Annotated in this window: 12 protein-coding genes; 3 read left to right on the top strand and 9 right to left on the bottom strand. The window is 73.9% G+C overall.

What is annotated here, in order from left to right; translation table 11 throughout:
* Window positions 1–52: 52 nt before the first annotated feature.
* The 4 genes from fxsA to SLAV_RS13105 form a co-directional block, all read right to left on the bottom strand.
* Complete coding sequence (gene fxsA / locus SLAV_RS13090) at window positions 53–247, bottom strand: FxSxx-COOH cyclophane-containing RiPP peptide (RefSeq protein ID WP_030225722.1); 195 nt, start codon at window positions 245–247, stop codon at window positions 53–55.
* 74 nt (window positions 248–321) lie between these two features.
* Window positions 322–3,675, bottom strand: coding sequence for an SAV_2336 N-terminal domain-related protein (locus SLAV_RS13095; protein WP_051840310.1), 3,354 nt, complete (start codon window positions 3,673–3,675; stop codon window positions 322–324).
* A gap of 6 nt (window positions 3,676–3,681) precedes the next feature.
* A complete protein-coding gene (locus tag SLAV_RS13100) occupies window positions 3,682–4,695 on the bottom strand; it encodes an AAA family ATPase (RefSeq protein ID WP_030225724.1) in 1,014 nt (337 codons plus the stop codon).
* A gap of 85 nt (window positions 4,696–4,780) precedes the next feature.
* Window positions 4,781–6,889 (bottom strand): VMAP-C domain-containing protein, encoded by a 2,109-nt coding sequence (locus SLAV_RS13105; RefSeq protein WP_078950110.1) that lies wholly within the window; start codon window positions 6,887–6,889, stop codon window positions 4,781–4,783.
* A gap of 136 nt (window positions 6,890–7,025) precedes the next feature.
* Between SLAV_RS13105 and SLAV_RS13110 the strand changes: the two genes are divergently transcribed.
* A complete protein-coding gene (locus tag SLAV_RS13110) occupies window positions 7,026–7,211 on the top strand; it encodes a DUF6104 family protein (protein ID WP_030190019.1) in 186 nt (61 codons plus the stop codon).
* A gap of 117 nt (window positions 7,212–7,328) precedes the next feature.
* Here SLAV_RS13110 and sodN read toward each other — a convergent pair whose 3' ends face one another.
* On the bottom strand, window positions 7,329–7,724 hold the full coding sequence (gene sodN, locus SLAV_RS13115) for a superoxide dismutase, Ni (protein ID WP_007266490.1): 396 nt from the start codon (window positions 7,722–7,724) through the stop codon (window positions 7,329–7,331).
* A gap of 173 nt (window positions 7,725–7,897) precedes the next feature.
* On the opposite strand from sodN, the gene sodX reads away from it, so the two are divergent.
* Entirely contained in the window at window positions 7,898–8,317 is a 420-nt protein-coding gene (sodX, locus tag SLAV_RS13120) for a nickel-type superoxide dismutase maturation protease (RefSeq protein WP_030225728.1), read from the top strand.
* Here sodX and SLAV_RS13125 read toward each other — a convergent pair.
* Window positions 8,221–8,850: a CGNR zinc finger domain-containing protein gene (locus SLAV_RS13125; protein ID WP_030225729.1), complete on the bottom strand. Its 630-nt coding sequence runs from the start codon at window positions 8,848–8,850 to the stop codon at window positions 8,221–8,223. The genes sodX and SLAV_RS13125 overlap by 97 nt on opposite strands.
* 91 nt (window positions 8,851–8,941) lie before the next feature.
* Here SLAV_RS13125 and SLAV_RS13130 point away from each other — a divergent pair, with 91 nt between their 5' ends.
* Complete coding sequence (locus SLAV_RS13130; RefSeq protein ID WP_030225731.1) at window positions 8,942–9,712, top strand: class I SAM-dependent methyltransferase; 771 nt, start codon at window positions 8,942–8,944, stop codon at window positions 9,710–9,712.
* Between the two features lie 76 nt (window positions 9,713–9,788).
* Here the strand turns inward: SLAV_RS13130 and SLAV_RS13135 are convergent, their stop codons facing one another.
* Genes SLAV_RS13135 through SLAV_RS13145 form a run of 3 tightly spaced genes read right to left on the bottom strand, consistent with a single transcriptional unit; the run spans window position 9,789 to window position 12,487 of the window.
* Window positions 9,789–10,541, bottom strand: a complete 753-nt coding sequence (locus tag SLAV_RS13135; protein WP_030225732.1) for an amino acid ABC transporter ATP-binding protein — start codon at window positions 10,539–10,541, stop codon at window positions 9,789–9,791.
* An 11-nt stretch (window positions 10,542–10,552) separates the two neighbouring features.
* Window positions 10,553–11,506 carry an amino acid ABC transporter permease gene (locus SLAV_RS13140; RefSeq protein WP_030225733.1) on the bottom strand — a complete coding sequence of 318 codons (954 nt, stop codon included), beginning with the start codon at window positions 11,504–11,506 and terminating at the stop codon, window positions 10,553–10,555.
* A gap of 30 nt (window positions 11,507–11,536) precedes the next feature.
* Window positions 11,537–12,487, bottom strand: a complete 951-nt coding sequence (locus SLAV_RS13145) for an ABC transporter substrate-binding protein (RefSeq protein WP_030225734.1) — start codon at window positions 12,485–12,487, stop codon at window positions 11,537–11,539.
* Between the last annotated feature and the right edge of the window lie 417 nt (window positions 12,488–12,904).

Below are 12,904 nucleotides of genomic sequence, written 5' to 3' on the forward strand. Positions count from 1 at the left end.
CGGGCCCGGCTAACGGCGGAAAGTGGTCAACCCGCGCCGGTGCGGGGCGCGGTCAGGTGACGCCGGAGTCGAAGGCGTTGAGGATCTCGGCGGGGTGGGTGACCCGTTCGACCATGCTCTCGATGACCTCGGCGAGCACGGGGTGGTCGATCCCGCGCAGTGCGGCCAGGTCGAGCCCGGAGAGGTCCGGGAGCTGCCCGGGACACGGGCGGGTCGGTGCTGCCGCTTCCTGACGTCCGGTCACCATGGGCTGCCCGTCCCCCTGTCGTCCCGCTCTTCCGGTCCACTGCCTCTTCCCGCCGCCCGGCGGGGGGAAACGGTTCACAGGCCCTCCTCCAGGGCGCGGATCCGCTCCGTGAGCGCCGCGGCGGACCGCGGCGCCCCGGAGGGTCCGGGCTCCGCTTCTCCGGCCTCCACCGCTCCCGCCATCGCCTCGCACTCCACCGTGTCCGCTTCGGCCGCCTCGGCCCGCGCCGGGTCGAGGCGCCGGCGCAGTTCCAGGGCGGCCCGGTAGGCGTCGAGTGCGGCCCGCGGGCGGGCGAGGCGTTCCAGGACGTCGCCGCGCAGCTCCTGGACGCGGGCCGCCAGCTGGAGGGCGGTGTCGTGCCGTTCGTCCGGGTCGGCCTCCAGGGCGGCGCGCCAGGCCCGGCGGTAGGAGTCCGCGGCCCGGTCGAGGCGGTCGACGGTGCGGGTGTGGGCGTGGATCTCCTGCTGGACGTCGCCGTGGTCGCGCCAGGCGCGGGCCCGTTCCAGGGGGTGGTGGCTCTGCCGGACGGCGAGTTCCAGCAGGTACTCCGCTTCCCGCAGGTCGACGAGGTCCCCCTCGTAGGCGTGCCGCAGCCGCAGGCCGGTGGCCAGCCGCAGCAGCCGGTGGGCGGCTCCCGGGTCGGACTGGGGCACCGCCGAGCGGCTCTCGCGCAGCACCCGTACGGCGGTGGAGGCGAAGCGGCGCCCGCCCGCGGCGCGCGCCCGGTCCAGGAGCACGTCGCCCCACTCGGCCAGCAGCCCGGCGAAGGCCTCCCCGTCCCGGGGGAGCAGCCGGCGGGCGCGCCCGTACGCCTCGGAGGCCTCCTCCAGGGCCGCCGGGTCCGCGTCACGGGCGGAGCGGGCCCGGTGCACCCGGGCCAGGCAGAGCAGGGCGGCGAGCCGGGCCTCGGGTTCGGTGGCGGCCCCGTCCAGGGCGCGGGCCAGCTGCCCGGCGGCCTCCTCCAGCCGGGCGGGCAGGTACCGCAGGGCCTCGGCGAGTTCCACCCGTACGCGGGCGGTGCGCGCGGCGGGGCTCTCGGCCGGGAGGCCCTCCCCGGCGGCGGTGCCGGTGTCCGGGGCGGTCGTGGCGGCCTGCTCGGCGAGGAGCGCGGTGAGGCCCCGTGACAGGTGGGCGGCGGCCCGCTCGGCCAGTGCGGTGCGTTCCGCGGGGTCCGGGGTGCGGGGCAGCAGGGCCAGCAGGACGCGTCCCAGGGCCAGGGCCAGGGCGGGGTGCGGTCCCCCGCCGGGGGCGGCGTCCGGGCCGGTCAGGGCCTCCAGCGCGGACCGGGCCTCGTACAGCGGGCCCGGGTCGTCGCGCAGCGCGCCCAGCCGGATCAGGGTCTGCGCCCGCCGCACGGCGCAGTCGCGGCGCAGGGCGGGGCCGGCGGCGGCGCCCGCCGCGGCGAACTCCCGGTCGGCGGCGGCCAGCAGCTCCGGGTCGGGCACGGCCGCGAGGGCCCGCTCGTACAGCACCCGGCCCCGGGCGGCGCGGGCGGGCGGGGAGCCCAGTGCGGTCAGCGCCCGCTCGGCCTCGTCGAGGAGTTCGGGGTCCCGCTGGACGGCCCACAGCCGCAGCAGTGTCCCGGCCAGCTCGGTCTCCGCCTCCTCCGGCGGGTCCTCGGGCCCGGCGGGGGCCGCCACGGCCCGCCGCAGCAGTGCGGCGGCCTCGTGCAGGGCCCGGGCGTCGCCGTCGGCGAGGCGGTCGCGGGCGGCCCGGAGCCCGGGGGCCCGGCCCGCGGGGGCGGACGGGTCGGGCTCGGGCACGGGGGCGGCGTCGGGGTCGTCTTCGGGGGGACCGGGCAGGTAGCGGCGTACGACCTTGGCCGAGACGTGCGCGAAGGCCTGCGGGAGCCGCCCGGCGGGCACCCTGCCCAGGTCGTCCGCGGGGCCGTCCGGGGGGACGCCGGTGAGCTGGGAGACGGCGAGCGCCGGGAAGTCGCGCACGCCGCGGCCGAAGTGCGCCCGTACGTACTCCGAGCAGTGTTTGAGCACCAGGGCGGCCTCGTCCCGTCCCAGCGGCCCCAGCAGCACGTCCTGCACCCCGGGAACGAACTCGTACCAGTGACCGGGGGGTTCGCCGCTGCGCCGCAGCAGTCCGCCGAGCAGGACCTCGGCCAGGTCGGAGGGCTCCGAGTCCGGCAGCATCGTGCGCTGGACCAGCCGCATCACGGGCAGGGTCAGCGGCGCCGCCGCCAGGTACACGGCGAGCTGTACGGCGCCGGGCGCGGCGGAGGCGCGGAAGCGGCGCACCAGCTCCCGGGGCGGCCGGGCGGTGCGGGGCAGCGGGACGGGGGCGGCGGGGTGCCGGGCGAGGACCCGGCCGACCTCGGCGGGCACCGGGCCCGTGCCGAGTCCTGCGACGAGCCGGGCCCAGGCGCCGAGTGCGGCGGCGTGCGGCGGCAGCACGGGGACGGTGAGCCCGCCCGTGGGCTGTCCGGGCCGCGGTGGCCGGTCCGGGCGGAACCTCAGCTTCAGCCCGCCGCCGACGGCCTCGCCGCCGCCCTCGGCGTGCTCCAGCACTCCGCGTTCGGTCGGCAGCCAGCTGCGGCTCCACAGCCGCTGCGGCAGCGGCTGCACGATCACGCAGGGCGTGCACTCGGCCCAGCGGTGGAGCAGCCGCTGGGCCTCGCCCTCCCGCCACACCGGGCCGGTGCAGTCGGAGACGACCATGGTCAGCGCCCGCCCGGTGGGGTCGCGCAGCTGGTCGCCCGAGCGCAGGGCGGTGGCCGGCGAGGGGCCGCGTCCGACGGCGGCGGTGCCGTCCGCGAGCCGGTGCAGGTAGTGCGCCTGGACGTCCCGGAAGGCGCCCAGCCGCTCGCAGACCGACCGGAGTTCCTCGAACATCTCCTGCCAGACCGCCATCGAGGGGGAGGCGTCCATCACCAGCCTGACGGTCGCCTCGCGCCGGGTCTCCGGCCGGAGCACCGGGATGACCAGGCCCGGGGCGCGGGCGCTGGCCTCGGCGGTGGCGGCCTCGTCGAGGACCGTACGGACGGGCCGGCCGGGGGGCCGGTGGCGCTGGAGGGCGCGCAGGGCCCGCTGGATGTCGAGGATGCGGGGCAGCGCGGCGGCGCCGGGCACCCGGACCGGCACTCCGCCCCCGACCGGGATCTCCGCGTCCGGATCGTCCTCGGCGCCGTACCGCGCCCCGGCGGCGTAGAGCCTGACCGGGTCCTCGGCCTCCGGCTCCTCCCGGCGCGGAGGCGGGGGCGGCCGCTCCCCCGGCGGCTGCGCTCCCCGCTCCCGCGGGTCCACCGGGGCCCGGTCCGGACCGGCGGGGACGGGCCGGGCACGGCTGCGGGTACGGGCGGCCAGCCAGAGGGCGTCGGCCAGTTCCCCGGCGGACGGATCGAGCCCGGCGGCCCGCAGCAGCCCGGCCAGGGCGCGGATGTCGGGGTCCACGGGCCCCGGGTCGGCGGAGGCGGCCACGGGCCCTCACCTCGGACGGTCGAGGCGCTGGATGAGCAGGTCGGCGAGGTCCTCCCGGGTGGGCGGGGCGGCGTAGTGCGTCAGGTAGATGGCGTTGAGCAGCTGGTCGGCGGCGACGAGCTCGGAGCGCGAGCGGCTGAGGAACTCCCGGATCAGGTCGGCGCCCAGCCGGGCGGCCTCCTCCCCCAGGTGCGCCCGGACCATGGTGGCCAGCCGCTTCTCCCCCGGCTGCCCCAGCTTGAGCTGGATGCACCGGCGCAGCAGGGCCGCCGGGAAGTCCCGTTCGCCGTTGCTGGTCAGGATGATGAACGGGAAGGCCCGGCAGCGCACCCGCCCGTCCCGGACGGTCACCTTCGCCCCGTCGTCGGTGAGCACCCGCACCTCCGGCTCGGAGTCGGCGACCCGTTCCAGTTCCGGAAGGGTGAACTCGCCTTCCTCCAGTACGTTCAGGAGGTCGTTGGGCAGGTCTATGTCGCTCTTGTCCAGCTCGTCGATCAGCAGGACGCGCGGCCGCTCGGTGGGCAGCAGCGCCGTCCCCAGCGGCCCGAGCCGGATGTACTTCCCGATCCCCCCGGCCCCGGCCCCGCCGCCGCCCCCGCTCGCGGCGATCTGCACGTCCTGGAGCCGGGCGAGGGCGTCGTAGCGGTACAGCCCTTCCTGGAGCACGGTCCGCGACACCACGGGCCAGCGCAGCACCCGGCCGAGCTTCAGCTCGTGGGCGACGGCGTGCGCGAGGGTGGACTTCCCGGTGCCGGGGTAGCCGGTGACCAGCAGCGGCCTGCGCAGGTAGAGGGCCGCGTTGACGGCCTCCAGCTCCTCCGGCTCGGGCCGGTGCAGTTCGGCGGCCTGCCGGTGGGCTCCCAGGCGGCGCGCCACGTTGCCGTCGGCGGTGGCGGCCGCCCCGCCCGGCGGTTCGACGGGGCCGCCGTCGAAGTCCCGCCACGGCGGCGGATCGGGCAGTGCCGCGATCCCGTCGTGGGGTTCGCCCACGCCCCGGTAGATGAGCCATTCGTCGTTCACGGCCGTCCCCTCCCACGCAACGCGACTCGCCCGCACCGGCTCCCGCCCGGCCGGCGCCCCTCCCGCCGGCCACCGGCCCGCCGGTTCACAGATCCCCCTGCAACGGCTCGTCCTCCGGCAGGGCCCGCGCCGGGTCCTCCCATACGAGGGCCAGCCCGGCCGCCCAGTAGGCGTCGGGATCCGCCCCGTACGCCCGCCCGCGCAGCGCCTGGACGCGCAGCGGCAGCACCGCGCCCCGCCCCGCCTCGGCCAGTTCCTCCCGGACGCCCCGGTGGTAGGGCGCGCAGGACGCCCCGGGGTCGGCCGGGGGCCGTCGGCACACGACCACCCCGTAGCCCGCGTCCCGCAGGACGTGCAGCGCGCCCAGGGTGGGTTCGGCGGCCGGCGCCCGGCAGAGCACCGGGACGGTGTTGTCGGCCAGCCCGGCCGGCCACTCCGGAGAGGGGCTGCGGGGGCGCCCCCGGGAGCAGTCGGCGCGCTGGTCCAGGAGCGGGCCGGCCTGTACGCGGGTCCAGCGCGGGCCGGCCGCCTCCCCGGCCCCGGCCGGGGGGAGGCGGAAGACCACGGGCCGCTGCACGCCGACCGGCACCCCGCCGGACACCGTCCAGGCGTCCACCGCGAGCCCGAACAGCTCGGGGGCCGCCGCGACTTCGAGGAGCGCGGCCGATTCGTGCGTGTCGCACCGGCGGAAGCCCTCGGCGAGCGGGGCCCGCAGTGCCTCCGGCAGCGCGGCGAGGGTCTCCCGTACGCCCGCGTCCACCGGGGTGACCCGGCCGGGGCGGGCCGGTCCGGCGAGCACCGAGACCCGCCAGTCGTAGACGTCCTCCCAGCCGTGCGCCCACACCTCCAGCAGCACCGAGGGCCCGGTGGGCAGTCCCCGGTCCCGGCGGACCGGTCCGTGCGCCGCCCGGCCCACGGCGGCGCGCCTGCGCTGCTCCCGCTCGGCCAGGCCGCGCTCGTGGCGCTCGCCGAGCTCGCGGCGCAGCGGGCGCCACAGCCGTTCCGCGGTGGCGCGGACCCAGTCCCACAGTTCCTCGTCGGCCCCCGGCGCCGGGGGTTCGCGGTGGTCGGCCACGCTCACGTCGGTGGCGTACCGGAGCATCGCGGCGGCCTCGCCGCCCGCGCCCGGCGGGTCGTGGAGCAGCCCGAGCCCGTCGCGCCAGCTGAGCGGGGCGGGCAGGGCGGTGTCCGGTTCCTCGCCGCGGGCCTGCTCGGCCAGCTCGCGGACGGCCTCCGAGGAGCCGGGGGGCGGGAGTTCGGCGAGCAGTCCGCACAGGGTGGTGCGTTCGCCGGGGGTGAGCCGCCCGCGTCCGCCGTAGCGGTCCCCGTCCGCGGCGGCGAGCTCGTCGTGTACGTCGGTCCAGGTCCGGCGGCTGTCGAGGTCGCTGACGTGGCGGTCGTAGTGGTAGAGGTCGTGGGCCTGCATGACCCTGCGGTACAGGCCGGTCTGCCCGGTCGCGGCCATCGGCAGGGTCCGCAGCTGTGCCACGGACACGGCGAGTCCGCCCCCGCCGCCGTGGCGCCGGGCCTTGACCACGCCGACGACCTCTCCGCGCGCCAGGTCCACCACGGGCCCGCCGGACATGCCGGCCTCGATCTCGTCCTCGTCGCCGAGGCGGATCGCGGCGCCGCCCGCCGCGGTGCCGCGCAGGCGGGTGGTGCGGCCGGTGATCTCGCGGATGCCGAGTTCCTCGGTGCAGCCGAAGTACGCGGCCTCCTCCAGCCGGGGTCCGGCCCGGTCGGTCAGCCACACGCAGGCGTGGGAGATCGGCGAGAGCACCCGTACGAGCGCCAGGTCGGGCAGGTCCCACAGGGCGCGCCGGCCGGGCCGGCGCTCCTCCAGCCGTTCGGGCAGGACGCACTCCACGCGCCCGGTGACCGTCCCGATGCCCGCGTCGGCCCGGGAGCCCGGGGGGCCGGAGCCCGTTCCCGGACCGGGTCCGGAGGAGAAGCTGATGCCGACCTCACGCCCCGCCAGACGCATCGCAGCACCCCCTTCACCGACCACGTGCGCGCACGTCAGGACCCAGCCGGGGGCGATGAAGAAGCCGCTCCCCCACGTGGGTCCGGTCCAGTCGTTGCCGGGGTTGTCATACCCGCCCGGGGGCGCGTGGACGCGTACCGTGGCGGCCCGGACCAAGGGCTCCAGGAGCTCGAAGGCGCGCGCGGGCCCGGCCGTGCGCCCATCAGGCATCCCTCGACCCCCGTCCCCCGCTCGCCCCACCGGGACCTCCACGCTAGCGCCGCGGCGGGGAGGGCGGGAGGTGTCGCCGCGACCCGGCTTATCCTGGCGGGAAACACCCCCATCACCACACAGCACGGAGCCCGACTTGTACTTCACCGATCGCGGCATCGAGGAGCTGGAGAAGCGGCGCGGCGAGGAGGAGGTCACCTTCGAGTGGCTGGCCGAGCAGCTGCGCACGTTCGTCGACCTGAACCCGGACTTCGAGGTCCCGGTGGAACGCCTGGCGACCTGGCTGGCCCGCCTGGACGACGAGGACGAGGACGAGGAGTAGCCGCGGGGAGGGCGCGGACCTGGACTGGTCCGCGCCGCACCGTCCCCCGTACGACCGAGGGGCCCGACCGCGTGCGGTCGGGCCCCTCGGTCGTACGGGGGACGGGCTGGGCCTGGATCAGGCGGCCTTGGTCTCCCAGAAGATGCGGTCGATCTCGGCGATGAGCTCCAGGGCCTTCGCGCCGGTCGCCGGGTCGTTCGACGCCTTGGCGGCCGAGAGGGCCTTCAGGGTGTCGTTGACCAGGGTGTGCAGCTGGGGGTACTTCTCGAAGTGCGGGGGCTTGAAGTAGTCGCTCCAGAGCACCGACACGTGGTGCTTCGCGAGCTCGGCGCGCTGCTCCTTGATGGTGATGGCGCGGGCGCGGAAGTCGGCGTCCTCGTTGGCCTGGTACTTCTCCTGGACGGCCTTGACGGACTCGGCCTCGATGCGGGCCTGGGCCGGGTCGTACACACCGCAGGGCAGGTCGCAGTGGGCGGAGACCTTCACCTTGGGGGCGAAGAAGCGGGAAAGCATTGGAGTGGGTCCTCCTCGTGATCGTCTTCTCAAGGGTGGAGATTACTCGCTGAGAAAGCGGAAATCGCTGGCGCCCCCATGGGCTTAGGACAAAAGTCCAGGGGCGGTCGAGGAGTGGTGAGCGAACGTACGGGACCGTACGGCAGCATGCGGGGAGGACGAGGAGGCCGGACATGACGGAGAACAGGCGCACACGGGGGCGCATCGGCATCACCGAGGTGACGGGCCCGTCGATGGCCCCGACCCTGGCGGACGGGGACCGGCTGGTGGTCCGGTACGAGGCGCTGGTCCGGCCGGGTGACGTGGTGGTCTTCCGCCATCCGCTGCAGCAGGACCTGCTGGTGGTGAAGCGGGCGGCCGAGCGCCGGCCGGGCGGCTGGTGGATGCTCGGCGACAACCCGTTCAACGAGACCGGGGACAGCACCGACTACGGCGCGGTCCCCGAGGAGCTGGTGCTGGCGGTGGCCCGGCTGCGCCTGCGGCCGCGCCCGGGCGGTCAGCGTTCGCTGAGGGCGTGGCTGTCCTGGGCGGCCTCGGCGGTGCGGCCGATGCGCGCGGACTCCTCGGCCTCCAGCCGCTTGCGGGCGCGGTAGGCGGCGACGTTGGCGCGGGTGGCGCAGCGGTCGGAGCAGTAGCGCCGGGAGCGGTTGGTGGAGGTGTCGAGGTAGGCGTTGCGGCAGGGCGGCGCCTGGCACAGGCCCAGGCGGTCGGGGCCGTGCTCGGTGAGGGCGAAGGCCAGGCCCATCGCGGCCATGGCGGCGTAGCCGGCGGAGGCGTTGGAGGGGTGCTCGGCGAGGTGGATGTGCCAGTCGGGGCGGCCGTCGGGGCCGACCAGCTCGTGGCCGGAGACCTGGGGGCTGACGGGGAACTCCATGAGGAGGGAGTTCAGCAGGTCGACGGCGAGGACGTGGTCGCCGCCGTCGGCGGCCTCGAAGACGGCGCGCAGCCGGCCGCGCACGTTGCGGAAGCGCGTGACGTCGGTGTCGGCGACCCGGCGGGCCATCTGCACGCTGGCCCCGAAGAGGGCGCGGACGTCGTCCACCGAGGTGAGCGCGTCCTTGTTGCGGGCCGGCTCCTCGGTGTTGACCAGGCGCACGGCATAGTCCGAGTAATGGGCCAGTTCCACTTGTAGTCCTTACGGATGCGGATTAGTGTCAGCAGCGGCCGAGGTAACGGCTGGTACTGGTTCGAGGGTATTACGTACGGAGGGGTTCTCGATGACGGATACGGCGACCGGGTCGTTCGGTACGGACTGGCAGGCATGGCAGGACAGCTGGGACCGCCAGCAGGAGTGGTACATGCCCGACCGCGAGGAACGGTTCCGGGTCATGCTGGACATGGTGGAAGCACTGGTCGGCCCCGCCCCCCGGGTACTGGATCTCGCGTGCGGTACGGGAAGTATCACGGACAGGCTCCTCAAGCGGTTCCCGGAAGCCACCAGTACGGGGCTGGATCTCGACCCCGCGCTTCTGACGATCGCCCGGGGCCACTTCGCGGGCGACGACCGGGTCACCTTCGTCACCGCCGACCTCAAGGACCCCGACTGGCCCGCGGCCCTCCCGTACGCGTCCTACGACGCGGTCCTGACCGCGACCGCGCTGCACTGGCTGCCCAGCGCCGACCTGGCCGTCCTCTACGGGCGGATCGCCCCGCTGGTCCGCCCGGGCGGGGTCTTCATGAACGCCGACCACATGCCCGACCCCGCCACCCCGCGCATCGACGCCGCCGAGCACGCCCACCGGCACGCCGGCATGGACCGGGCCCGCGCCCTGGGCGTCCCGGACTGGCGCGAATGGTGGGCCCTGGCCGCGGCCGACCCGGTCCTGGCGGAGCCCACGGCGGCCCGGTTCGAGATCTACGGGGAGCACGCGGACGGCGACACCCCGGACGAGGCCTGGCACGCCCGGACCCTGCGTGCGGCCGGCTTCGCCGAGGCCCGCTCGGTCTGGCGCTCCCCCTCGGACGCACTGGTCCTGGGCCTGAAGTAGGACTTCACCGAGGCGCCCGGGCACGGCGAAGGGGCGGTACGGGAATCCCGTACCGCCCCTCACGCGCGTACCGCGGTTACAGCACCTTGGACAGGAACGCCTTGGTGCGGTCGTGCTGCGGGTTGCCCAGGACCTCGCGCGGGTGGCCGGACTCGACCACGACGCCGCCGTCCATGAAGACGAGGTTGTCGCCGACCTCGCGGGCGAAGCCCATCTCGTGGGTCACCACGATCATGGTCATGCCCGATTCGGCCAGGTCGCGCATGACGTCGAGGACGTCGCCGACCAGCTCCGGGTCGAGCGCCGAGGTGGGCTCGTCGAAGAGCATCAGCTTCGGCTCCATGGCCAGCGCGCGGGCGATCGCCACGCGCTGCTGCTGGCCGCCGGAGAGCTGGGTCGGGTAGTTCCCGCCCTTGTCGCCGAGGCCGACGCGGTCCAGGAGCTTGATCGCCCGCTCGCGGGCCACTGCCTTGGACTCGCCCTTGACCATGACCGGGGCTTCCATGACGTTCTCTATGGCCGTCATGTGCGGGAAGAGGTTGAAGCGCTGGAAGACCATGCCGATGTCCCGGCGCTGGGCCGCGACCTCGCTGTCCTTCAGCTCGTAGAGCTTGTCGCCCTTCTGCTTGTACCCGACCAGCTGGCCGTCGACCGAGAGCCGGCCGGCGTTGATGCGCTCCAGGTGGTTGATGCACCGCAGGAAGGTGGACTTGCCGGAGCCGGACGGGCCGACCAGGCAGAAGACCTCGCGGGGGGCGACTTCCAGGTCGATGCCCCGCAGGATGTGGGCGGCGCCGTACGACTTGTGGACGCCTTCGGCCTTGACCATCGGCTGGGCGGTCACTTCGCCACCTCCGTACGGCGGAACATGTTCAGGTTGGCCTTGAGCCGCTCGAACGGGGTGGGGGGCAGCGTGCGCAGCGAACCGCGGGCGTAGCGGCGCTCCAGGTAGTACTGGCCGACGCTGAAGATGCTGGTCAGCGTCAGGTACCAGATGGACGCCACGAAGAGCATCTCCATGATGGCACCGGCCGTGGTGCCGATGTTGGAGCTGGCCCGCAGGAGTTCGGGGTACTGCACCGCCGAGACCAGGGAGGAGGTCTTCAGCATGTTGATGAACTCGTTGCCCGTGGGCGGGATGATCACGCGCATCGCCTGCGGGAGCACCACGCGGCGCATGGTCTGCATCCCGGTCATGCCGAGCGCGTGCGAGGCCTCGCTCTGGCCCTCGTCGACGGACTGGATGCCGGAGCGGACGATCTCCGCCATGTAGGCGCCCTCGTTCAGGCCGAGGCCCAGCAGGGCGACCATGAACGGCGTGAGGACGTCGACGGTCTCGTTCTTGTAGATCGGTCCCAGGTTGATGTACTGGAAGATCAGCGACAGGTTGAACCACACCAGCAGCTGGACGTAGACCGGGGTACCGCGGAAGAACCAGATGTAGAGCCAGGACACGAAGCTCGTGACCGGGTTCTTCGACAGGCGCATCACCGCGAAGAGGATGCCGAGCACGAGGCCCAGCGCCATCGACGAGACGCTGATGATGACGGTGTTGCCGAGGCCGCTGAGGACCGAGGGGTCGAACAGCTTGTCGCCGACCGTCGCCCAGATGATCTTGCCCTGGGAGAAGGCGTAGACGAGCCACCCGAGGAGTACGGCGACGACCACGGCGCTGATCCAGCGGCCGTAGTGCCGTACGGGGATTGCCTTGATGGCCTCGTAGGGAGTGGCGCCCGAGGCCCCGGGCCCGGCCGGCGGTGTGGCGGCCGAACCCTTGTCGATCTTGTCAGTCACAATGACTGCCCTTCAGTGGAGCGCTCGGTCTTACTTGCCCGCGTTGATCGTGGCCGACTGCACGGCACTGCCCTGGACGTTCCACTTCTCCAGGACCTTGGCGTAGGAGCCGTCCTTGATGATGGCGTCGAGGGCGTCCTTGAGGGCGTCGCGCAGCTGCGTGTTGTCCTTGGAGACCGCGATGCCGAAGAGACCGACGTCGGACTGCTGGCCGCCGACCTCGAAGTCGTTGCCGCCGCCCGAGGTCTTCGCGATGTACGCGGCGACCGGGTAGTCGTTCAGGTCGGCCACGGCGCCGCCGGCCTTGACGCGGGTCTGGGCCTCGGCGTCGGTGTCGAAGGCCTCGATGGTGAGCTTCTTGTCACCGCACTTCTCGGCCTGCGCCTTGAAGGTGTCCTCGTAGATCGTGCCGCGCTGGACGGCGACCGTGCGGCCGCACAGGTCGTCCAGGGACTTGATGTTCTCCGGGTTGCCCTTCTTGAGGATCAGGGAGACGCCGGAGGAGAAGTAGTCGACGAAGTCGACGCCCTTGCCGATCTTCTGGCCCTTGTCGTCCAGGCCCTCCTGGCGCTTCTTGTTGTCGGTGATCGAGGAGATCGCGACGTCCTGGCGGCCGGTCTCCAGGGAGGTGATCAGGCCGTCGAAGGTGCCGGAGGTGAACTGGAGCTTCACACCGAGCTGCTTGCCGAGCGCGTCCGCGATGTCGGGGTCCACACCGACGATCTTGCCGCCGTCGACGAACTCCATGGGCGCGTAGGCCGTGTCGGAGCCGACCTTGATGACACCGGCGTCCTGGATCTTCTTCGGGAGCTTCGAGAACAGCGGGGCGCTGTTGTCGGCCTTGCCCGAGGCGTTCGAGGAGGCCTTGTCCGTCTGGTCGCCACAGCCGGTGAGGATCAGGGCGCCGGCGACCGCGATCGCGCCGACCGCGGCGATCCGGGACCGGGCGGCGGTCGTACGACGGGTGGTGCTTGCGGTCATGGGCTGGTTCCTCCGACAGGGGTGGAAAAGCATCCGAGAGGGGTCGGGCACGCACCATCGAGTGCCGCGTCCCTGTGTGATTACGGCATCTTGCCATTCGGACTGACGCATTCAGGCTGCCCATCAGGTCAAAATCAGATAACGGGCGCTGCCGACTACCCAACAGGACTGCGGGCAAGGCCCCTCGGAGCCGTACAAACCGCCGTGACCAGCCCTTTTGTCCTCACTATTTCCGGCCTGTCTCACCCCTTGGACAGAGAGGTTTGGACTTTTAGCCAAAAACAGGACAAGCGACCTACAGTTGAGCGGGAATCGACTCGTCTGGGCATGCGTTCTTCGGGTAGAACAGATCCTTACACCCCTCATCCGGGGCTCAGGGCGCGCGTGCGGCGCGCCCGCGCGTACGAACCTCCCCTT

This window comes from Streptomyces lavendulae subsp. lavendulae (genome assembly GCF_002803845.1).
Taxonomy (GTDB): Bacteria; Actinomycetota; Actinomycetes; order Streptomycetales; family Streptomycetaceae; genus Streptomyces; species Streptomyces lavendulae.

Excerpts from the sequence above, each read along its gene's own strand:
- fxsA (WP_030225722.1), bottom strand. The coding sequence starts at position 247 with ATGGTGACCGGACGTCAGGAAGCGGCAGCACCGACCCGCCCGTGTCCC.
- SLAV_RS13105 (WP_078950110.1), bottom strand. The coding sequence starts at position 6,889 with ATGCCTGATGGGCGCACGGCCGGGCCCGCGCGCGCCTTCGAGCTCCTG.
- sodN (WP_007266490.1), bottom strand. The coding sequence starts at position 7,724 with ATGCTTTCCCGCTTCTTCGCCCCCAAGGTGAAGGTCTCCGCCCACTGC.
- sodX (WP_030225728.1), top strand. The coding sequence starts at position 7,898 with ATGACGGAGAACAGGCGCACACGGGGGCGCATCGGCATCACCGAGGTG.
- SLAV_RS13130 (WP_030225731.1), top strand. The coding sequence starts at position 8,942 with ATGACGGATACGGCGACCGGGTCGTTCGGTACGGACTGGCAGGCATGG.
- SLAV_RS13135 (WP_030225732.1), bottom strand. The coding sequence starts at position 10,541 with ATGGTCAAGGCCGAAGGCGTCCACAAGTCGTACGGCGCCGCCCACATC.
- SLAV_RS13145 (WP_030225734.1), bottom strand. The coding sequence starts at position 12,487 with ATGACCGCAAGCACCACCCGTCGTACGACCGCCGCCCGGTCCCGGATC.